Genomic DNA, 23177 nt, shown 5'->3' on the forward strand with positions numbered 1-23177 from the left:
TATTTTATTTTTTAAGTAAAAGTTCCCCTTTATTTTCTTTAATTATTTTAGAATCTTTAAGTATCTGATATCCATTTACAAATACAGCCATAATTTTTCCTTTAAATTCATGTCCTAAATAAGGTGTTGCTTTGTGCTTATGTTCTATAATTTCTTCAGAAATTATGATGTTTTTAGTGTCATCCCAAATAGTAATATCAGCATCAAATCCAATTTTAAGAGCTCCTTTCCTGTCGTGTAATCCTAAAAATTTTGCTGGGTTACTTGTTAATAAAGGAATTAATTTTTCTAATGAATATCCTCTTTTATTAGTTTCTGTAAACATAATTGGAAGTGTAAATTGTAATCCAGAAATTCCTCCCCAAGCTTTAAAAAAATCTCCATTTTCTAAGTTTTTAATATCTTTTGGTGCTGGAGAATGGTCTGAGGCAATAAAATCGAAACCATCATTTAAAAGAGAATCCCAAAGAATATCATTATTCTGTTTTTCTCTTATTGGTGGTGCGCATTTATATATTGGCGATGCATTAGGTATATTTTCTGCATTAAAATACAAATAATGCGGACAGGTTTCTACGGTTAATTTATCTGTGATTTTTTTTCTTTCTTTTATGGCTTCAACACCGTTAGATGCTGATAAATGCACAATGTGTACTTTAATATCAAATTCTTTTTGAAGATTTAAAGCTAATTCAATCGCATTCGTTTCCCAGTGTTGAGGTCTAGAATTTAAATATTCTTTGTAATTTTTTGGATCAATTACTGTAGGAACATTTTTATCTTCTAGTTCACAATGAAGCAGCAAAGGAACATTATGTTTTTTTAAAATGGGCGCAATTGCTTCTAAGTGCTCTTTGGTAATATTTTTAAATTCATCAATTCCAGAGTGTGTTAAAAAACCTTTAATCCCAAAAACACCAGCTTCAATTAGACCTTCAATATCTTTATCATTATTAGGAATAGCTCCTCCATAAAAACCACAATTAACATGTAGTTTGTTAATTGATGCTTCTTGTTTTAATTTAAAAGCACTAACAGTTGTCGTTACCGGACTCGCATTTAAAGGCATTTCTATAAGTGTCGTTATTCCTCCAGAAGCTGCAGCTCTTGTTGCTGTATGAAAACCTTCCCAATGTGTTCTTCCTGGTTCATTAATATGCACATGCGCATCAATAATACCTGGCATCACAATTAAATTATTATAATCAAATAGAGAAAGGCCTTGTAAATGATGATAACCATCTAAAATTGACTCAATTTTTTTATTTTTAATGTGCAGAGTAGCTTCAATAAATTTATTATCGATAAAGCAACGTTTACTATAAATTAAAAATTCTGACATTTTATTTATTATATAAACTCATTAATACTTTTTCGGGAGTCATAGGCGCATGAAATTTCATTTTATAATTTGTATTAAAAGCTTTAATAGCATTTTGAATAGCAAAATAAGCACCAATTCCGTACATTAAAGGCGGTTCTCCTACTGCTTTAGATTTTAAAATAGCCATCTCATTTCCTTCAGTTTCTACAGGAATAATTTCTACATTTTTAGGCACTGAAAAAATATCAGGTATTTTATAAGTAGACAATGCATTAGAAAGTAAACGTCCATCTTTATTATAAGCTATTTCTTCCATCGTCATCCATCCTATACCTTGTATAACTGCACCTTCAACTTGTCCTAAGTCGATACCTTTACTCATGCTATCTCCATAGTCATGCACAATTTTTACATCATCAAAAACATAAGTTCCACGCATACAGTCTACAGTAGTGGTAATAATTGCTGTTCCATAAACGTGATATGCAAACGGATGTCCTTTTTCTTTTGTCTTATCAAAATGAATTATTGGTGTCGCATAATGTGCATTTTCAGTTAAAGCAACGCGATTAAACATGGCTTTACTAATTAATTTTTCCCAACTGATTTCTGATTTTTGATTGTTTATATAAACAAATTCATTTTTAAATTCAATAGTATTAATAGCAACATCAAATTCTTCAGAAATAAGATTTTTTAATCTACTTTTTAAAGCATTACACGCTTTTAAGAGGGCTTTTCCGTTTAAATCTGCTGTAGAACTTGCCGCAGAAGGAGATGTATTTGCTACACGCGTTGTATTTGTAGTTTCTAGCTTTATTTTTTTAGGGCTCAAAGAAAAAATTTGAGAAGCAATTTGAACCATTTTGGTGTTCACGCCTTGTCCCATTTCTACTGCTCCTGTGCTAATACCAATACTTCCATCTTGATATATGTGAACCAGTGCACGTGCATGATTCATTGATGTATTTGTAAATGAGATGCCAAAAGTAATTGGCATTAGTGCGTATCCTTTTTTGAAATGAGTATTATTCGTATTAAAATCATTAATATTTTTCTCAATCTGATTTAAATCAAATATAGTTTTTGCAGATTTCCATGTATTTTTTACTTCAACTTGAGTTGCTATTTGTCCGTAAGAGAAAGTGTCTTGTTCATCTAATAAATTAGCTTCTTGAATTTTTTGGGAAGAAACACCAATTTCTGAAGCTGCTTTTGCTATTGCAGATTCAATAACAAACATACCTTGTGGCCCACCAAAACCACGAAAAGCGGTATTTGGAGGCAAATTTGTTTTACAGCTGTGTACTGTTGATGATACATTTGGAATATAATAACTATTCGTTGCATGAAACAATGTACGTTCTGCAATTGCGGGAGATAAATCTGCAGCAGCACCAGAGTTTTGCAAAAATTCTACTTCGTAAGCAAGTATTTTATAGGTTTTAGAAAGTCCGATTTTAAATGAGCTGCTATAAGGATGGCGTTTACCTGTCATCCGTAAATCATCATGTCTATTTAAAATTAGTTTTACAGATTGTTTAAGATGATGCGCTGCTAAAGCTGCCATTACTGCCCAAGGTGTTGCTTGGTCTTCTTTACCACCAAAACCACCACCTAAACGCGTAACGTCTATTTCTATTTTATGCATTGGTAATCCTAAAACTTGGGCAACCATTAGCTGAACAGATGTTGGTCCTTGTGTTGATGATGTTATTTTGATATTACCATTTTCTAAAGGTTCTGCATACGCACCTTGAGCTTCTATATATAAATGTTCTTGTCCGTTAGAAAAAGTTTCACCTTCAAAAACAAAATCACAATTTTTAAAAGCAGTTTCTGTATTTCCTAAACTAAAAGATCTTGGAGCGTTAATAAATTGTTTTTTCTCTTTAGCTTCTTTTGCAGTAGTAATAACAGGTAACTCTTCAATATCAATTTTTATAAGTTGTCTTGCTTTTCTAGCAATAAATTCAGATTCTGCAACAATTAAGGCAATTGGCATTCCTAAAAAATGGACTTCATCTTCAGCAAATAAAGGCTCATCAGGAATAATACCACCAATTTGGTTTTCTCCTGTTACATCTTTGTGTGTAAAAATACGTTCTACACCTTCTAGAGCTATTGCTTTAGTGTAATCAATAGATTTTATTTTTCCGTGTGCTTTTGGCGAATCAAAAACAACACCAAAAAACGTTCCTTGTCTTACGTTAACATCATCAACATAAATAGATTCTCCTCTAACATGTGTGTATGAATCCATATTTTTTACACTAGATTTTAAATCTTTTGTAAGTGCATCAAGCTTTGATTCTAGTTTGTTATTTGATATGTTTTTATCCATTTTTAATAACATTATTAAGGGTGAATATATTTGGAAATAACTCTGTAAAATGTGTAAAAAATAGTTGACGTGCTAGTAAACGTTTGTAATCGCTAGAACCTCTAACATCACTTATTGGGCTAATTTCTTTTTGGAGTATTTCATTTGCTTCAATAATTAATTCTGGATTTAAACTTTTACCTTCTAAAAAAGCTACTGTATCGTGCAGATATTTTGGAATGGCAGCAACACCTCCCATAGAGATATGAACTTCTTTTATTTTCTGATGATCAGTAATTATATGAATAGCAGAATTTACACTTGCTATATCTAAATGTGTACGTTTAGATACTTTTTCGAAATTGAAAAATGAAGTCTCGGTAGGTAATTTAAAATTGATATTTTTAAGTAATTCACCTTCTTTTAAATCGTAAATTTTATAATTCTTAAAGAAATTTTTAAGGGGGATATTTCTTTCGTTTTCATTTTTATCAATAATGGTAATACTACTATTTAGAGCTAAAAAGAAAACAGTCATATCACCAATAGGAGAGGCGTTTACCAAGTTTCCGCCAAGAGAAGCCATGTTACGTATTTGCTCTGATGAAACGAGTTTAAGATGTTTTCTTAAATTTGGAAAATAGTTGTTTAATTCTCGGTGATTCCATAAATCTGAAACTACATTTCCGGCACCAATTGTACAAACATTATTTTTAATAGAAATGCCTTTTAATTTTGAATTATCTGAAATCAGATGAATCGATTTTTCACTTAAACTATCTGCTTTTTGTACATATAAATCTGTACCTCCAGAAACAAATGTTTCATTTTGTTGTGTCGGTTTTTCTTGTTTTATTTCTGATAATCGCTTAGGAATATCCTTAAAATAATCTGGAATAAAATTATTTTCTATAAGCCATTCTGTTGAGGTATTTTCCTTTTTGTCACCTAGTTGATTACAAACTTCATTAGCAGCTTTTTCTATAGATTTATAGCCCGTACATCTGCATATATTTCCACTAATTGCATTTAATGCGTTGTCTTGCTTTTTTTCTGTATCTGAAAGACAAAATCCAGTAAGTGAGACCACAAAACCAGGAGTACAAAACCCACATTGTGTAGCGTAGTTGTTTTTCATGGCTTTTTGAGAAACGGTTAAATTATTCTTTAAATTAGTGCCTTCAACCGTTACAATATGTTTGCCATTGGCATTACCTAATGGAGAAATACAAGAGGTAATACTATGATATTCTATAGTGTTATCTGGTTTTAAAGTTCCAACTAAAACACTACAAGCACCACAATCTCCCTCGCGACAACCAATTTTTGTGCCAGTTAAACGTTGTTCATACCTAACAAAGTCCAATAAAGTCATGCTGGTATTTGCGTGAGTATGTATTAATTTATTATTAAGAATGAATGCAATCATACGGTTATTAATAGTATTTAATATTTTGTTTTATCGACTTTTTTTTGCAATTTTATAAAAGGATCTAGAGTAATATAACGAGCTAATTTTTTAAAGCGAATGCTTTTTGTATGAACTTTTCTTTATTTTTTATATACATATTTATACTTTTATATGGTTAATAATCAATTTGAAAGTTCTTCAGCCAACGAAGTATTTCTAGGAAAAAAATAACACTTTTAATGAAATTTTTAAAACCGTAGTTAAAGTAGATTTTTAAGTACAGTTTTTACAAATTATATAGAAACGATTAGATTCGTTTTTTAATAATTATTAATTTTATTTCTAAAAATATTTAGATAATATTATTTAGAAATAAAAATTCATTTAGTGTGTAAATTAATAGTAGTAAGTCTATTAGGTTTTATTCTGAGGGTTTTTTAGTAATGAGAATTACATAAATAGTTTACAGATTTCTTTCTAATATTTTAGCTACTATTCTGGTTTATAAAAACAAACATAAAGTTTTTTTAGTTTATTTAAAATTAATGTTGTTAAAAATATTTAAAAAAAATGTTTTCGCTATAATTTTGATGTTTTTTTATCAAAATGAAAATATTTTATAGCAAAATATTTGAATTACATACTTATAAAGAGTTAAGTGTGTTAAAATAATAAAGAAAAAAAGGTGTCTTTTTTTAATTTTTTAGAATTATTTAAATAATAATATCAGGTATCTATATAAAGAATAAACAAAACTTAATAGTGCAAATAAGACGTTATTTGTACTATTAAGTTCTGTTATTGTGTAAGGTATTTGAGTTCAATAGATTTTAATCTTAAAATGAACCTTTGTGTTTTAGTAAATAAAAGATAAGTTATTTATTTGCTTTTTCCTCATTAAATAAATCAACCTTTCTTAACCATTTCGTTTTCTTATCAAACAAGAAAATATCTAATAGTAAAAATAAAATAGCAATTGCTAAAAACCATTGAAACTGGTCTTTATAATCAGAAAACTGCTTGGTTTCAAATTCGCTTTTTTGTGCGCTTGTAATTATATCAGAAATCTCTTTTACAGGATTTTTAGTAACATTACCGTCAATATAATTTCCGTCAGCAGCATTTGCAATTCCTTTTAAGACATCAGGTTTGCGTTGTGTAATTACGGTTTCTCCTTTATTGTCTTTTTTGTAGCCAATCATAGAATTACCAACTCGCATTGGTATTGGAGCTCCTTTTTCTGAACCAACACCAATTGTATAAATTTTGATGCCTTTGTTAGATAAATCTTGAGCCATTTGTTTAGTTTCTTCTTGATGATCCTCACCGTCAGAAATAATAACTAAAAAACGGTTAGTTTGTTCGTCGTCATTATAATAAGTTTTTGCTAAATCTAACGCTTCATTTATAGCTGTTCCTTGGCTAGAAACCATATCTGGATTTGCGTTTTGCAAAAACATATTTGCTGCTGCATGATCTGTAGTAATTGGCAAAAGTGGATACGCATTACCTGCATATACAATAATACCAACTCTATCGCTACCTAATTTATCTATGATTTTAGAAATTATTTGTTTCGCTTTTTCTAATCGGTTAGGCGCAATGTCTTCTGCCAACATACTTTTAGAAACATCTAACGCAAAAACGATATCTACACCTTCTCTTTTGATGGTTTTTAACTTCGATCCCATTTTTGGATTTACTAAAGAAATTACTAAGAAAGCAATTCCTAAAAGCAACATAATCAATTTTAAAGTTGATTTAAATACGGATGAATTTGGTGCCAACTTTTTTAATAAACCCGCATTAGAGAATTTACGTTGCGTTCTTTTTTTCCACCATAAAACCAACAGAAAAACAACAATCATTGCAGGAATAATTGCTAGTAAATAAAAATAAATTGGTTCTTCAATCTTATACATTGTGTAATTGTTTAAGCGGTTAATTGTTTAATTGTTAATTCGCGTTGCTAAGTAGTTACACGTTTAAATAATTAAACAGTTACACTTTTTTACTCTTTTTTTAATTGTGATTTTCTTAATGCATTTAGCATATTAGAAATCTTATAAATTCGTTCTCTTAATTTTAAATAATCTTCTTCAGAAATAAATTCTAATTCTTTTGATACTAAAATGATTTAAAACTTCCGTTGTTGTACTAAATGCAATGGTTGTAAAATGTGCTTTATCCTAATTTGTAATTCTTGATGTAACTTCTGCTAAATTAGCCGCAATAGAATTTTTTGATCTCCTTATTTGACTAATTAATCCAAATTTTTCTTCATTAGGAAAAGTAGAAGTTACTTTATAAATGTCTTTGGATAGCTGAATTGCTTCTTTCCATACTTCTAATTTTTTAAATGAAAATACATACATTTTTTTACAATTACACGTTTAAATAATTCAACATTTACACATCATATTTATATAAAACTCTTAAATAATGTGTTTCTTAAAATGAATTCTAATATTAAAAATCCAAGAGCTAAAAAAACTAATTCTCTATATAATTCTTGATAATTGTAATATTTAAATTCTTCTATTTTTGTTTTTTCGAGCTTATCAATTTCATCATAAATTTCTTTTAATGAATTGTTGTCTGTTGCTCTAAAATATTTTCCTTGCGTTTCTGTTGCTATTTCTTTAAGCAATTCTTCGTCAATTTCAACTTGTTGTTTTCTAAAATTTAAAAGACCAGTTCTAGGATCTTTACTCCAAGGAAAATCTGCCATTCCGTTGGTTCCAATTCCTATCGTGTATACTTTGATTTCTAATTCTTTTGCAAGTTCTGTAGCAGTTCTTGGATCTATGTTTCCAGAGTTGTTTACACCATCAGTCAATAAAATAATAACTTTAGATTTTGCCTTACTTTCTTTTAATCTATTTACGCCAGAGCCTAAACCCATTCCTATTGCTGTTCCGCCATCTAATTGTCCCCAATGTAATTCAGAAATAGTACGTTTTACAATGCTTTTATCGCTTGTAATAGGTGTTTGTGTGAAACTTTCACCTGCGTAAACAACAATTCCTATTCTATCATTTGGTCTTCTATCAACAAAATTTACAGCCACTTTTTTAAGCGCTTCTAGTCTGTTGGGTTTTAAATCTCGAGCCAACATACTTGCAGAAACATCAATAGCCATAACAATATCTATACCTCTGTTTGTTTTTGTTTTTTTACTAACAGAAACATTTCTAGGTCTAGCCAAAGCAACTATAATTGCCGCTAAAGCAAAGAGTCTTAAAAGGTGTAAAATTGGTTTTAATTTAGGTAAAATCGACGCTTTTGCTTTAAAACCTTTTACACTTGGTATGGTTAAAACTGCGGCATCTTTTTTGCGCATAAAGAAATACCAAATTGCTAAAAGCGGAATTAAAATCAACAGCCATAAAAACTCCGGATTTAGAAATTCAAAATTATTCCAATTCATCATTTTTTCTAACTGGTTTTGGTTTTAAATTACTAATAATATCAAGTGCATCTTTTCTGTCTTCTTCAATTTCTAAAGACAAAGGTTTAGATTTTGCAAATTTTACTAAATCTGCCTCTTGCAGTAATTCTTTTAATTTTTTAATGGTTTCTTTTGATGTTCTTATTGTTTCTGCTTCATTAAAATCTTTTAACATTTCTACAACTTCATCCGTAGTTTTTTCTAAAGCAGGTACACTTAATTCGCGTTCAATATAACCACGCACAATTTCTGTTAATTCACTATAATATTCTTTAACTTTATTGTTCTGCCATAAAAGTTTTTCATCCAATTCATTTAATTTAAAGACAGCTTCTTCGAAAGGTGGTAAAACTCTAAAAGTTGGTGTATCTTCTTCAATTTTTCTTTTTCTGATAACAAACCAGTAAATCCAAAAACCAATTATTGCTAAAGCAGCAATAAGTATATAAATGTATATTTTAAAATCATCAAAAGTATAAGGTTCTGCTTTGATGGTTTTTATAGGATATTTCTTAACTTTTGTGGTATCAATGGCAACTGTAGCAACATTTACCAATAAAGAATCTGTAAGATACGCTTGGTTTTTTACAAATACGTGTTGCTGCGGAATGTAATATGCGCCACTATCAAAACCAGTTATAATATACTTTTGAATAAGCATATTATTAAGAGTATCAATCTTTGCAGAATCAACTACTTCTAATCCTTTTAATGCTAGTTTTGGCAAAATAACATCGTCAATTTCATTTACAGAAATTTTTAAATTAAATTGTTCGCCAATTCTAATTCGCGACGTTTCAATTTGCGCTTTAACCATCGGATTTTGGGCAAAACTAATTGTCGTTATCAGTAAAAAAATATGTAAAATGTATTTTTTCATTTTTTGCTTATCTTCCTTTATGTTTAAAATAGCCAAGTAATTTTTTTACGTAACCTTCATCAACCCTTGTGTTTATTGTACCTGCACCACATCTTTTAAAAGTGTTAACGTAATAATCTGTTAATCTTAGCGCATTTGCTTTGTAATTTCTTCGGATTGATTTTGAAGACGTATTTATCAACTGTACAGCTCCAGTTTCTGCATCTAACATTTGAACCATTCCTAAATTCGGAATTTCCTCATCATGTTTATCAAAAATTCTGATTCCTGTTAAATCGTGTTTTCTAGCAGCAATTTTTAATGTTTTTTCATAATCATCATCAATAAAATCTGATAACATAAAAACAATTGCTTTCTTTTTCATCACGCTTGATAAAAATTTTAAAGCCACAGAAATATCTGTTTTTTTACTTTTTGGTTTAAATTCTATCAGTTCTCTAATAATTCGTAAAACGTGACTTTTTCCTTTTTTAGGCGGAATAAATAACTCAATATCATCAGAAAATAAAATTAAACCTACTTTATCATTATTTTGAGTGGCAGAAAAGGCTAGTGTTGCTGCAATTTCTGTAACCGTATCTTTTTTAAATTGAGTTGATGTTCCAAAAGATTCTGATCCAGAAATATCTACCATTAACATCATTGTTAACTCACGTTCTTCCTCAAAAACTTTAATATAAGGTTCATTGTAACGTGCGGTAACATTCCAATCAATAGCTCTTACATCATCGCCAAATTGATATTGTCTTACTTCAGAAAAAGTCATACCACGCCCTTTGAATGATGAATGATATTCACCTCCAAAAATATGATCAGACAAACGTCTTGTCTTAATCTCAATTTTACGAACTTTTTTAAGTATCTCTTTAGTTTCCATTTTATGCTGTTGGCTTTTGGTAGGTTAGCTTTTAGCGAAAGGCTAAAGGCAATTAGCTAATAGCTTTCTAAGGTACTTCTACTTCGTTTATAATTGAATTTATAATGTCTTCTGAAGTTACATTTTCTGCTTCTGCTTCATACGTAATACCAATTCTGTGACGTAAAACATCAAAAACAACGGCTCTAACATCTTCTGGAATTACATATCCTCTTCTTTTGATAAAAGCATAACATTTAGCAGCTTTTGCTAAGTTGATACTTCCACGAGGTGATGCTCCAAAACTTATTAAATCTTTTAATTTTGGTAAATTATATTTCTCTGGATAACGAGTTGCGAAAATAATATCAAGAATATATTTCTCAATTTTTTCATCCATATAAACTTCATTAGCAACTTCTCTTGCTCTTAAAATTTGTTCTACAGTTATTACCGGATTTACAGTTGCAAATCCGCCAGATAAATTTTGACGCATAATAACTTGTTCGTCTTGTAGTTTTGGATAATCGATAACCACTTTTAGCATAAATCTATCAACTTGTGCTTCTGGTAAAGGATATGTTCCTTCTTGTTCTACAGGGTTTTGTGTTGCCATTACTAAGAAAGGTTCTTCTAATTTAAAAGTAGTATCACCAATTGTAATTTGACGTTCTTGCATCGCTTCTAATAAAGCAGATTGCACTTTTGCAGGCGCTCTGTTTATCTCATCCGCTAATACAAAGTTTGCGAAAATTGGACCTTTCTTTATAGAAAAATCATTTACTTTCATGTTGTAAATCATTGTTCCTACAACATCCGCAGGTAATAAATCTGGTGTAAATTGCACTCTACTAAAACTTGCTTGTACAGCTTTCGCTAAAGTGTTAATGGCTAAAGTTTTTGCCAAACCAGGTACACCTTCAAGTAAAATATGCCCATTACCAAGTAAGCCAATTAACAAACTTTCAATCATTTGTTTTTGTCCAATAATTACTTTATTCATTTCTAAAGTAAGAATATCTATAAAGGCACTTTCTCTTTCTATTTTTTCATTAATAGCTCTTACATCTACATCCATTGTATATTTATTAGGTATTATTTTTTTGAAACAAAGCTACAATTTTAACAAAATTCTTTTTGTTAAAAGAAGGTTAAAGATGTTTTTTAAAATTACTTTTTTAAATAGATGATAATTATTGTGTTAAAAAAAATATGTATTATTTAAATTTAATTTAAAAACGTTATTTTTTTGTTAAATTAAATAGGAATACTCGATATATTAATCAATATTTGTGTATAACTCAAAATTTTATTGAATATGAAAAAAAATGACATTTTAAAAACATTAATGTTTTCTTTCTTGTTTTTGTTACCATTAATAATGGCGGCACAAACAATAAAAGGAAAAGTTACAGACTCATCTGGAGGTGCTTTGCCTTATATGAATGTAGTTGAAAAAGGAACTACTAATGGAACCGTTACAGATGATAACGGAGAATTTTCTATACCTGTAAAAGAATTACCAATAAAATTAGTAATTTCTTCTATGGGTTTTAAAACTAAAGAAGTTACAGTGAATAAGGCGTCTTATTTAACAATAGTTGTAAAAGAAGATAATGCTTTAGGAGAAGTTGTTATTATTGGGTCTAGAAATAAATCTAGAACAATGATTGATACTCCTGTTCCTATAGATATTATAAGTATGGAAAATCTTTCTAATTCAGGAGCTCAAACTTCTGTTACAGAAATATTAAATTATGTGGCGCCTTCATTTACATCAACTACACAAACAGTTTCTGATGGTACAGATCATGTAGATCCAGCGTCTTTAAGAGGTTTAGGGCCAGATCAAGTATTGGTTTTAATTAATGGGAAAAGACGTCATAAATCTGCCTTAGTAAATGTAAATGGTACAGTTGGTACAGGTACAGTTGGTACAGATATGAACTCTATTCCCACTGCTTCTATTGAAAGAATTGAAGTTTTACGTGATGGTGCAGCTGCTCAATATGGTTCTGATGCAATTGCTGGAGTAATTAACATTGTTTTAAAGAAAGCTACTAATGAGTTAGCAATAAATATTAACAGTGGTGCAAATTTTAGTGAACATTCTAACCAATATAATGAAGGTGGTGTAGATGGCGAAAAATTTCAAATTGATGCAAATTATGGTGTAGATTTAGGAGATAATGGTGGTTATATTAATTTTACAGGATCTTTAGCTACAAGAGGCGCAACCAATAGAAGTGATTCTATGGGGCAACCAATTTACACAATGTTTGATATTGCTACACGTAACTTAGGTTATGATGCAGCCTTTGCAATGAACCCAAGTGCATTAGCATCCTATGTTGGTGGTTTAGATCCGTCTTTGCAAGCAGTTTATGATGCTGGTATAGCAAATGGAGATTCATTTTTAGACATTATTTCTTCTAATGGAAATAATGGAGCAGTATCAGAATATGAATTAACACAAAGAGGTTTAACTCGTGATGATTTTAGAATGAAAGTAGGACAATCTAAACTGCGTTCTGGACAGTTTATGATGAATATGGAGTTGCCTTTGGATGATAATGGAGCTACATTTTATTCTTTTGGGGGTCTAAGTTTTAGAGACGGTTTAGCAGCAGGTTTTTTTAGAAGACCAGCTTATACCGATGGACGTGGAAATACAGATGCTTATGCTAACGGTTTTTTACCTCATATTGCATCTCGTGTAATAGATAAATCATTTGCAGCAGGAATTAAAGGTAAAATAGGAGAATGGGATGTTGATTTCTCTAATACTTATGGTGTAAATAGTTTTGATTTTACGATTGTAAATACAACCAATGCAACTTTAGGAGCTTCATCTCCAAATGAATTTGAAGCTGGAGGATTTTCTTTTGCACAAAATACTACTAATTTAGATGTGTCTAAGTTTTATGAAGATACTTTTGAAGGATTAAATGTTGCTTTTGGAGGGGAATATCGTGTTGAAAATTATCAATTACTTGCAGGTGAAGAATCTTCATACACAGCCTATGATGTATATGGAGAGCCTGTAAACAATCTTACATTAGATAGTGATAAAGTTAAAAGTTATTTTGGTGGTAATGTACCTGGAGGCGCTCAAGTTTTCCCAGGATATAGGCCAGAAAATGAAGTAGATCAAAACAGAAATAGTTTTGCAACTTACTTAGATTTAGAGGCAGATTTATCTGAATCTTTTTTAGTAAGCGCTGCAATACGTTATGAGAATTATAATGATTTTGGAGATGTTTTTAATTGGAAAATAGCTTCTAGATTTAAAGCTTCTGATAATTTTGCAATTCGTGCTGCAATTAGTACTGGTTTTAGAGCGCCAGATTTACATCAAATTTATTTTAATGCAACTGCTACACAATTTGTTGGTGGCTTACCAATAGAGCAAGGAACTTTCGCAAACAATAGTAGATTAGCAGATTTAATTGGAATTCCAACACTAAAAGAAGAAACTTCTCAAAATTTTAGTTTAGGTTTAACAGCTAAATTACCAGAGTCAAAAATAAAAATTACTGTAGATGCTTATATGGTAAATGTTGATGATAGAGTTGGTTTAACAAGAAGTTATAGCCCTAGTGGAGCTGAACAAACAGCAATTTTTGATGCAGCAGCAGCAGGAGCAGCTAAGTTTTTTACCAATGGTTTTGATACAGAGTCTAGCGGATTAGATATTGTAATTGATCAAAATATGAGTATTGGAGAAAATGGTACTTTGAATAATATTTTATCAGGAACATTCTCTAAAACAGAAATTAAAAATGTAAAATCTATTCTTGGAACTGAAATTTTAGATGCTACTTTAAAAGGTTATATACAAGATGCAATGCCAAGAACGAAGTTTAATTTAACTAATAGTTATAAAACTGGTAAGTTTAGTGCTATGTTACGAAATGTTTATTTTGGTTCTGTAAATGACCCAGACTTTGCAGGAGCAGTAACTTATGATGCAAAAATTATTACGGATTTAACTTTTGGTTATGAAGTAACAGAGAATTTAAGATTAACTGTTGGATCTAATAATTTATTAGACGTATACCCAGATGAAGTGCCTACAGCAAGTAATTATGGAGGTCAATTCATCTTTTCAAGAAGAACTTCTCAATTTGGGTTTAATGGAAGATACGTATTTGGTAAATTAACATTCACTTTAAAATAAAAACGATGAAGAATATTAATAAATTTTTAGGAATTGCACTTTTAAGTGTTAGCATAAGTTTTCTAAGCTGTGATAATAGCGAAGATTTTGATGAAGTTGTTTCTCAAATTGAAACTACAGATATAGTGAACACTATTTTTATAGAAACAGATGCTACGCAACAAGAAGTAGCTATTGCAAATGTAGACGAAAGTCAAAATATTACTGTAGGTGTAAATACTGCAATTTCCACAGATGTAGATTTCACTTTTAATGTTACAAAAGATGGTAGTGCAGCTGTATTGAATACAGATTATACTGTTGACAATACTTCTTTACTTTCTGGAGATACAAATATAACTGCTAATGTTACTTTTTTGGCAGCAGGTAGGTATGAGGTGTTTGTGGCTGGTAGTTCTTCTGCAGACTTAACTATTGTAGAAAATAAATCTATCTTTTTGGTTCCAAGTCCAGTTAAATATACATTTGAATGGGCAGATGATTTTTATGATTATGATGTTTTTATTTTTGATGTGCTAGACCCTAATTTGGTAGATGTATATGATAATTTTGATTCTTCATTGGTTACAACAGTTTATGGGTATAGTGGTGAAACTGTAGCTTTAGAAGAAATTTCAACAGCTTTACCTATTGGCTCAGCTTATATTTTTGTTGAAGATTATTGGAATGATAATAATGCGAGTGATCCAGTTGTTTTAACAATTACTGTTGCAGGAGAAAGCCCTCAAGTATTTAACTTAACAATAGATAAAGATAAGTATGTTTTAAAAATTGAAACATCTCTTAATGCAGATGCTTCTGGTTTAGAATATACGTTTACGGCACTTTAAGTAAAACTAATATTTTATAAAAAAGCGGCAAATTTTGCCGCTTTTTTTATTGCTTATATTCAAGTAATTTAAAATTTTCTTCAAACTCTCCATATGTAAAATAGTTAATCCAATCACCAAGGTTTATGTATTTGCTATTTTCTTGAAGTTCAACTTCTAAAGGCAAATGTCTATGTCCAAACACAAAATAATCGTAATGTTTTTCTGTAAGTTTGTATTTACAATATAAAACTAGCCATTCTTTTTCGTTGCCTAAGTATTTTGCGTCTTCATCACCAGAAATCGCTTTGTTTTTTACGGACATATATTGACCTAATTTTACGCCTAAATCTGGGTGAAGCCATTTATACATCCATTTAAATAAAGGAAATGTAAACACTTTCTTCATGCGTTTAAAGCCTTTGTCATCAGGGCCTAAACCATCTCCATGACCAATAAAAAATTTTTTATTGTTGATGAGAAATTCTTGTGGTTTGTGATAAACAGGAATGTTTAATTCTTTTTCAAAATAATCATTCATCCATAAATCATGATTACCAACAAAGAAATAAATAGGAATTCCAGCATCTTTTATTTCTGCTAGTTTTCCTAAAACACGCACAAATCCTTTAGGAACAACGGTGTCGTATTCGAACCAAAAATCGAATAAATCGCCTACTAAAAAAATTGCTCCTGCATCTTTTTTAATTTTATTTAACCAAGCAACAAACTTTTTTTCTCGAGGAAAACTTGCTGCTGCTGTTGGTGCTCCTAAATGTTGATCTGAAGCAAAATATACTTTTTTATTTTCTGATGTAGTTATTGTAATCATTAGTGCAAAGAAAAGCTATTCCTTTTTACTTTCCAACTCTAAAACCTTTTGTAACATTTTATCATCTTGATGTATAATTTTATAAAATCCAATATCGCCAAAAAGAGTATTTGCGATTGCTGCTTTTAAGTATTTTTTTAAACTTTCTTGTTTTTTTAAATCTAAACTTCCGTTTGTAATATTGGAGTTTGAATTAAAAGCAGTTCCGTCTTTATATGTTATTTTTAAGTTTTTTAAATCTTTTAATAATGGGTTTTTGCTATTTTCTATACTAGTTAAATAGTTGTAAAAAACTGTTTCGTCTTTGTCAAAATCAGCAATAAAACTATCAACTGTCCATTTTGATAATTTTTTTCGATTGTTATCTACATAATCAAAAGCAAAATTATTAATTGAATTAAAATAGAAATTAGACATATAAGAAGCAGTGTCTATTGCAACAAAAACATCAGGAATAATACCGCCTCCGCCATAAACTATTTTTCCTTTTGGTGTTTTGTATTGTAAAGAATCTACCACTTTAATGCTGTCTTTAGTTAACAATTCTCCGCTAATAATTCTTTTCTGATAATCTTTATAGTAACTTGTTTTTTCGCCATTTGTATATGGCTTTTGAATAGAACGACCAGTTGGAGTGTAATATCTTGCAGTTGTTAAACGAACAGCAGAACCATCGCCTAAATCCATTTCTATTTGCACTAAACCTTTACCAAAAGACCGTCTTCCAATTATGGTTCCTTTATCGTTGTCTTGCAAAGCGCCAGCAACAATTTCTGATGCAGAAGCAGAATTTTCATCAATTAAAACATATAAACCACCTTTTTCGAAAGAGCCAATTTCTGTAGCAAAAAATTCTTCTATTTGTTCTTTATTGTTTTTTGTAAATACCATGAGTTTATTGTCTTCTAAAAACTCATCAATAATTCTGTTTGCAATATCTATATAACCACCACCATTTCCGCGTAAATCTAAAACCAAAGATTTCATTCCTTTTTTAATTAAGGTATTTAAAGCGGGTTTAAATTCTTTATATGTATTTCTAGCAAAACGATCTAGCTTTATATAGCCAATAGAATCGTTCATCATATAAGCTAAATCGACACTTTTAATGTTTACGTTTCCGCGAGTAACATCAACATTAAATAAAGAGTTGTTGCTTTTTCTATAGATTTGAAGTTTTACTTTTGTGTCTGGTTTTCCTTTAAGATACTGAGGAATATTATTGCTTCTAAGTCTTTTGCCGTATAAAGTATCGTTGTTTGCTATTAAAATACGATCTCCTGCTTTAATTCCTGCTTTAATACTTGGGCCTCCTTTTATAGTTTGCACAACGGTTATTGAGTCTTTTATCATTCTAAATTGAACGCCAATTCCTACAAAATTACCTTGCATATTTTCTGTAACTTCTTGTAATTCTTCTTTTGGAATGTAAACAGAATGTGGGTCTAAATCGCCCAATATTGTAGTAATTGCATCGTCTAATAAGCTGTCTGTATCTATTTTATCTACATAATCTTGCTCTATAAAATTAATAAGTTTTTTAATTTTTAACTCTTTTGATTGCGATTTAGAAAACGATAACATATCGTTGGAATTCCCTGCAAAAAAAACGCCAATTAAAATTCCTAGAACAATAGCAATTGAAAAATATATTGGTAGATTATTTTTATTCATAAGGTAAATATTTAATTTCTACACCAGCTTTTTCTAAAAATTCTAAACCAGCATTGTCTCTGTAAGCTTTGGCGTAAACAACACGTTTTATACCTGCTTGATGTATTAATTTGCTGCATTGTGTGCAAGGCGATAATGTTATATATAAAGTTGCGTTTTTAGCAGATTGTGTAGAAGAAGCAACTTTTAAAATTGCGTTTGCTTCTGCGTGTAAAACTTCCCATTTTGTAATTCCTTCTTCATCTTCACAACAATTATTAAAACCTGTTGGTGTTCCGTTAAAACCATCAGAAATAATCATTCTATCTTTTACAATTAACGCACCAACTTGTTTGCGTTTACAATGCGATAATTTACCCCATTCTAAAGCCATTTTTAAATAAGCTTTATCGTATTTTAATTGCTTTTTTTCTGTCATATAACGAAAGTATAAAGATTTGTAGAATTAGGATGTTAATTAATAGACAAAATAATTACCAGAAAACTCTGTCCATCATCATTTGTATCGCAAAACCAATAACAATTGATGATAAAACTAAAATCCAATCTCTTCTATTTACCCTAAAAAGATTTATAAATAAGTAGCCGAAACTTAAAATTGCTAAAACAATAATTATTTGTGCAGCTTCAATACCAAGCGCAAATTCTGCTAAAGGTAAAATTTTATCTTCTTCTTGACCAATCATCATTTTAAAGTAATTAGAAAATCCTAAGCCATGAATTAATCCAAAAAATAGCGCAAAAATTAAGTTAAGATTTTCTTTTCCGTTGGATGTTCTTTTAGCTGTAAACAAGTTAATTACACCTGTAATAAAAATGGTTAAGGGAATTAAAAATTCAATTAAATCAACTCTAATTTCCACAATTTTAAAAGCAGCTAAAGCTAGGCTAGTAGAGTGTCCTAATGTAAATAATGTAACAAGCCATAATACTTTTTTCCATTGTTTAAAAGTGAACACAACCGCTAAAACAATTAAAAATAAAATATGATCAATAGCTAGGTAATCTAGCACGTGATATAAGCCCATTTTAAAATAAAGTAAAAAATCGTCCATTTAAAATTCTAATTTAGAGAGTGTCAAAGATATTAAAAACAATAATTTTAGATAATTATAAAAAGGATTGATTTTAAATCAGAATAAATCAATTCGATTATATTGTTAAATCACTTCGTTTAAAATCTTGATTCAAACCAATTATCTCTCGTAATTCTTCAAAAACAAAAAGTAATATTTTTTCTGATAGAATGATTTTTTGGATATAATATTCATGTAATATTTGTGTGTAGTATATATCAAAATTAAAAAAGATAGAAAATCTGAAAAAAGATTAAAAATTTATAAGTCATACATTGATAAGGTTTAATTATAAAAGAAACAGGTGTTTAGCTTTTAAATAAAAATTTTGTTCTTATGTAATTCTTTAATTTAAAAAGCCTATATTTGGGTGCCCAAACTGGTTAACCAAAATATTATGATTAAAACGAAAGCTAAAATTATCTTTATTATGGGGGTTTCTGGAGTGGGAAAAAGCACCATAGGAAGCTTATTATCAGAAAAATTAAATATTCCTTTTTTTGATGGAGATGATTTTCATCCGGAAGAAAATATTTTAAAAATGTCTAAAGGAGAGCCTTTAAATGATGATGATAGATTGGGTTGGTTGCAAACGCTAAACAAATTAGCGATAGAACAATTGGTAAATAAAGGTTGTGTTATTGTTTGTTCGGCATTAAAAGAAAAATACCGCGACATTTTAAATACGGATATAAAAGAGCGCGCAGAATGGGTTTTCCTAAATGGTTCTTTCGAACAAATTAAGCAAAGAATTAACGATCGTAAAGGGCATTTTATGAGTTCTGACTTGTTAAAATCTCAATTTGACATTTTAGAAGCACCAAAAAACGCTATTGAAATAGATATAAATTTATCACCTAATAATATTGTAGAAATGATTAGTAAGGAAATCTTAAAAAAATCTGAATTTGGTTTATTCGGATTAGGAGTTATGGGTAAAAGCCTTAGTAGAAACCTAGCAAATAAAGGATTTAACATTTCTTTATTTAACAGACATGTTGAAGGTGTAGAAGAAGATGTAGCGAAAAAATTTAAGAATGAATTTAAAGAATTATCATCAAGTCTTGCTTTTGATAATATAGAATCTTTTGTGAATTCTCTACAAAAACCAAGAAAAATCATGTTAATGGTGAATGCTGGTAAAATTGTAGATTATGTTATTGAAGATCTTTTGCCATTTTTAGATGCTGGAGATATTTTAATTGATGGAGGGAACTCAAACTATAATAAAACAAAAGAACGATTTCATTATTTAAAATCTAAAAATATTCATTTTGTTGGCACTGGAGTTTCTGGTGGCGAAGAAGGCGCTTTAAAAGGACCGTCAATTATGCCTGGTTGTGATAAAGATGTTTATAAAGATATTCAGCCTTTTTTAGAAGCGATTGCAGCTAAAGATGCTAATAATTTGCCTTGTTGTACTCACATAGGAACTGAAGGAAGTGGTCATTTTGTAAAAATGGTGCACAATGGAATTGAGTATGCAGAAATGCAATTACTTGCTGAGGTTTATGTAATGTTAAAAGCTTTAGGAAATAATCCAGACCAAATTGCCACTATTTTAGAATCTTGGAAAGCATCAACAAACAGTTATTTATTAGAAATTACGATTGATATTTTAAGAAAAAAAGAAGGTGATGATTGGTTAGTGAACAAAATAATGGACAAAGCAGGAAATAAAGGAACGGGAAACTGGACAACTATTTCGACTGCTGAATTAGGAGTGCCAAGTACCATGATAGCTTCTGCATTATTTGCTCGTTATACTTCATTTTATAAAGAAGAACGAATTACTGCAAGTGAAAATTTTGAAAAAAATACTACTTCTAATCTAAATCTTACTACGGATGATATTCTAAAAGCATATCAATTTGCTAGAATTATAAATCATTATCAAGGTTTTAAATTAATTCAAGAGGCTTCTAAAAGTTATAGTTGGAATTTGAATTTAAGCGAATTAGCTAGAATCTGGACAGGTGGTTGTATTATTAAATCTGATTTGATGGTAGAGTTTGTTGACATCTTTAAAACAACAGATAATTTGTTAACCAATAAAATAATAATTAAAAAAATAAAATTATTAAAACCAAGTATTAAAAAAGTGGTTTCTGAAGGTATTTTAAATGAATTAGCAATTCCTACTTTTAGTGAAGCTATTAATTTTTTAAACAGTTTTGCAGTCGCAGATTCATCAGCAAACTTAATACAAGCTCAACGCGATTATTTTGGTGCACATACGTATCAAAGAAAAGATGATAATTCAAAGAAATTTTATCATACAGATTGGATAAATAACTAAACTAAAACCATAAAACGATGTCCACAGTCGAAAAGAAGAAATCATTACTAAAAAAAATTATTGCAATAGTTTTAGGCTTTGGGCCAGGAATTTTTGCCATTGGTTATACCATAGGTACAGGTAGTGTAACTTCTATGATTGTTGCCGGAAGTAAGTTTAATATGCAATTATTATGGGTGCTATTATTAAGTTGTGTTTTTTCTGGAGTTTTAATGTTTGCTTATGGAAATTATGCTTTACTAACTGGCGAAACAGCACTTTATGGATTTAAGAAACATTTAAAATATGGTAAGGTTTTAGCGATTCTAATTATTGTTGGTATAACTTTTGGTCAATGGAATTCTTTAATGGGAATTTTGGGTATTTCTGCCAATATTATTTTTGAAATACTAGCAATAAATTTTCAAGGTTTAGAAGCATATAAATATGAAACCGTTTTAATAACTGCAATTATAATAATTGTTACTTTTTACTTATTAATGTTGGTAGGTAAATATACTTTTTTTGAAAAAATACTCGTCCTATTTGTAAGCTTAATGGGGTTTTCGTTTCTGTTATCATTATGTTTTGTACAACCATTACCTTTGGATGTTGTAAAAGGATTAATACCAACAATACCAGATATTCCTGGCGGAAAAATGTTGGTTGCTGCTTTTGTTGGTACAACGATGGCATCTGCTACATTTTTATCAAGACCATTATTTGTAAAAGGAAAAGGTTGGACCATTAAAAATTTAGATCAACAGAAAAAAGATTCTATTACAGCGGCAGTTTTAATTTTTGTAATTAGTGGAGTTATAATGGCAGTAGCAGCTGGAGCTTTATTTTATCAAGGTAAAGAAGTTACTCAAGTTTTAGATATGGCAAATACTTTAGAACCAGTTGCGGGTAAATGGGCAGTTTCTATTTTCTTTTTTGGCGCATTAAGTGCGGGTTTATCTTCTATATTTCCTTGTTTGTTAATCGCTCCTTTATTAATTGCAGATTATCAGTCTGGTGTTTTAGATACAAACTCTCGTCAGTTTAGAATAATTACTGCTATAGCTTGTTTGGTTGCTTTAATTGGTCCTGCTTTTGGAGCAAATCCAATAGAAATTCAAATATTATCTCAAGTATTTAATGTCTTTGTTTTGCCAGTTGTAATATTTGGAATTATACTGATGTTAAGTAGTAAAAAAGTAATGAAAGATTACAAGACTAGTTTAGGGGTTTATATTGGAATGTACGCTGCGTTGTTCTTTTCTTTAGTGATTTCATACAACGGTATATTAGCTCTTTTAGAATATTTTTAAATGAAATAAATTTTAATTACAGCCAAGTTTTATATAATAATAGAATAGTCAAACGTATGAAAATAAGTTTAATAGATGAAAATTCAAATAGAATGTTTCAGAATGATGTAATCTGTAAGATTCGTGATTTAATTAACGCTAAAAATTTAGAGCGTGGAGATAAGTTACCATCAGAAAGAGTTATGTCAGAAAAATTTGATGTAAAAAGAAATCATATTAGAGAAGCTATAAGAAAACTTGAATTTTATGGCGTGTTAAAATCAATGTCTCAAAGTGGTACTATTCTAGCAATTGGGTTAACTGGTTTTAACGGTATGATAGAGGAAATAGTGTCTCTAGATATACCAGCTTTTAATGAGCTTGTAGAAACTCGTATTTCATTAGAGTTAGAGATTGTTTCTTTAGCTGCTCAAAGACGTACAGATTTTGATTTAAAACGAATAAAAGATGCATTAAATGCTTTTAAAGCCAAAATTACTATTGGTGATGATTATTTAGAAGAAGATTTATTATTTCATATATCGATAGCAAAAGCTAGTAAAAATAATACAATGGTGTCATTAATGCTTTTATTAACACCGCCAATTCTAAAAACATACGATCGAGATACTGTTTGTGAAGGTGATAAAGTATTTTCAGAAATTAAAAAACACGAAGATATTTATTTAGCAATAAAATCTAAAGACTCTCAAATTGCAACAAAAATGATGCATAAGCACTTTTTTAAATTATCAAAACACATAGAAATAAATGAAACTAAATAAATTAAA

18 protein-coding genes are annotated in these 23177 nt (G+C 29.6%); 5 read left to right on the forward strand and 13 right to left on the reverse strand.

The genetic code is table 11. From position 1 onward, the window contains the following. Positions 1-4 precede the first annotated feature (4 nt). The 9 genes from allB to BLT70_RS16785 form a co-directional block, all read right to left on the reverse strand. Positions 5-1342 (reverse strand): allantoinase AllB, encoded by a 1338-nt coding sequence (gene allB, locus BLT70_RS16745; protein WP_091897084.1) that lies wholly within the window; start codon positions 1340-1342, stop codon positions 5-7. Between the two features lies 1 nt (position 1343). Continuing rightward, positions 1344-3668 (reverse strand): xanthine dehydrogenase molybdopterin binding subunit, encoded by a 2325-nt coding sequence (locus tag BLT70_RS16750; protein WP_091897824.1) that lies wholly within the window; start codon positions 3666-3668, stop codon positions 1344-1346. Next, positions 3661-5076, reverse strand: coding sequence for an FAD binding domain-containing protein (locus BLT70_RS16755; RefSeq protein WP_091897104.1), 1416 nt, complete (start codon positions 5074-5076; stop codon positions 3661-3663). The genes BLT70_RS16750 and BLT70_RS16755 overlap by 8 nt, the downstream gene beginning before the upstream one ends. Before the next feature lie 857 nt (positions 5077-5933). Then, positions 5934-6980, reverse strand: coding sequence for a VWA domain-containing protein (locus BLT70_RS16760; protein ID WP_157691933.1), 1047 nt, complete (start codon positions 6978-6980; stop codon positions 5934-5936). A gap of 267 nt (positions 6981-7247) precedes the next feature. Next, the gene (locus tag BLT70_RS17465; RefSeq protein WP_231962757.1) at positions 7248-7433 is read right to left on the reverse strand and encodes a four helix bundle protein; all 186 of its coding nucleotides are present in this window, start codon (positions 7431-7433) and stop codon (positions 7248-7250) included. Positions 7434-7480: 47 nt separating this feature from the next. Next, the gene (locus tag BLT70_RS16770; RefSeq protein WP_091897107.1) at positions 7481-8488 is read right to left on the reverse strand and encodes a VWA domain-containing protein; all 1008 of its coding nucleotides are present in this window, start codon (positions 8486-8488) and stop codon (positions 7481-7483) included. Beyond that, complete coding sequence (locus BLT70_RS16775) at positions 8475-9389, reverse strand: hypothetical protein (protein ID WP_091897829.1); 915 nt, start codon at positions 9387-9389, stop codon at positions 8475-8477. Before BLT70_RS16775 ends, BLT70_RS16770 begins: the two co-directional genes overlap by 14 nt. 7 nt (positions 9390-9396) lie before the next feature. Beyond that, complete coding sequence (locus tag BLT70_RS16780) at positions 9397-10266, reverse strand: DUF58 domain-containing protein (RefSeq protein WP_091897110.1); 870 nt, start codon at positions 10264-10266, stop codon at positions 9397-9399. A gap of 67 nt (positions 10267-10333) precedes the next feature. After that, complete coding sequence (locus tag BLT70_RS16785) at positions 10334-11323, reverse strand: MoxR family ATPase (RefSeq protein ID WP_091897113.1); 990 nt, start codon at positions 11321-11323, stop codon at positions 10334-10336. A gap of 240 nt (positions 11324-11563) precedes the next feature. On the opposite strand from BLT70_RS16785, the gene BLT70_RS16790 reads away from it, so the two are divergent. Continuing rightward, positions 11564-14425, forward strand: a complete 2862-nt coding sequence (locus BLT70_RS16790; protein WP_091897116.1) for a TonB-dependent receptor — start codon at positions 11564-11566, stop codon at positions 14423-14425. A gap of 5 nt (positions 14426-14430) precedes the next feature. Then, positions 14431-15255, forward strand: coding sequence for a hypothetical protein (locus BLT70_RS16795; RefSeq protein WP_091897118.1), 825 nt, complete (start codon positions 14431-14433; stop codon positions 15253-15255). A 46-nt stretch (positions 15256-15301) separates the two neighbouring features. On the opposite strand, the gene BLT70_RS16800 is transcribed toward BLT70_RS16795, so the two are convergent. The 4 genes from BLT70_RS16800 to BLT70_RS16815 are packed head-to-tail and all read right to left on the reverse strand — an operon-like array spanning position 15302 to position 18795. Beyond that, positions 15302-16066, reverse strand: a complete 765-nt coding sequence (locus BLT70_RS16800) for a UDP-2,3-diacylglucosamine diphosphatase (protein WP_172824437.1) — start codon at positions 16064-16066, stop codon at positions 15302-15304. Positions 16067-16081: 15 nt separating this feature from the next. Then, entirely contained in the window at positions 16082-17740 is a 1659-nt protein-coding gene (locus BLT70_RS16805) for a S41 family peptidase (protein WP_091897121.1), read from the reverse strand. Then, positions 17733-18158 (reverse strand): dCMP deaminase family protein, encoded by a 426-nt coding sequence (locus BLT70_RS16810; protein WP_091897124.1) that lies wholly within the window; start codon positions 18156-18158, stop codon positions 17733-17735. The genes BLT70_RS16805 and BLT70_RS16810 overlap by 8 nt, the downstream gene beginning before the upstream one ends. A gap of 55 nt (positions 18159-18213) precedes the next feature. Next, positions 18214-18795, reverse strand: a complete 582-nt coding sequence (locus tag BLT70_RS16815; RefSeq protein WP_091897127.1) for a HupE/UreJ family protein — start codon at positions 18793-18795, stop codon at positions 18214-18216. A 418-nt stretch (positions 18796-19213) separates the two neighbouring features. Between BLT70_RS16815 and gndA the strand changes: the two genes are divergently transcribed. From gndA to BLT70_RS16830, 3 genes are read left to right on the forward strand one after another with little or no spacing between them, the layout of a single operon-like run. Beyond that, the gene (gene gndA, locus BLT70_RS16820) at positions 19214-21115 is read left to right on the forward strand and encodes an NADP-dependent phosphogluconate dehydrogenase (protein WP_231962758.1); all 1902 of its coding nucleotides are present in this window, start codon (positions 19214-19216) and stop codon (positions 21113-21115) included. A gap of 17 nt (positions 21116-21132) precedes the next feature. After that, positions 21133-22407 (forward strand): Nramp family divalent metal transporter, encoded by a 1275-nt coding sequence (locus BLT70_RS16825; RefSeq protein WP_172824438.1) that lies wholly within the window; start codon positions 21133-21135, stop codon positions 22405-22407. 56 nt (positions 22408-22463) lie between these two features. Further along, positions 22464-23171, forward strand: coding sequence for a FadR/GntR family transcriptional regulator (locus BLT70_RS16830; protein ID WP_091897130.1), 708 nt, complete (start codon positions 22464-22466; stop codon positions 23169-23171). Positions 23172-23177 lie beyond the last annotated feature (6 nt).

It is taken from the genome of Polaribacter sp. KT25b (assembly GCF_900105145.1).
In the GTDB taxonomy this organism is placed as follows: Bacteria; Bacteroidota; Bacteroidia; order Flavobacteriales; family Flavobacteriaceae; genus Polaribacter.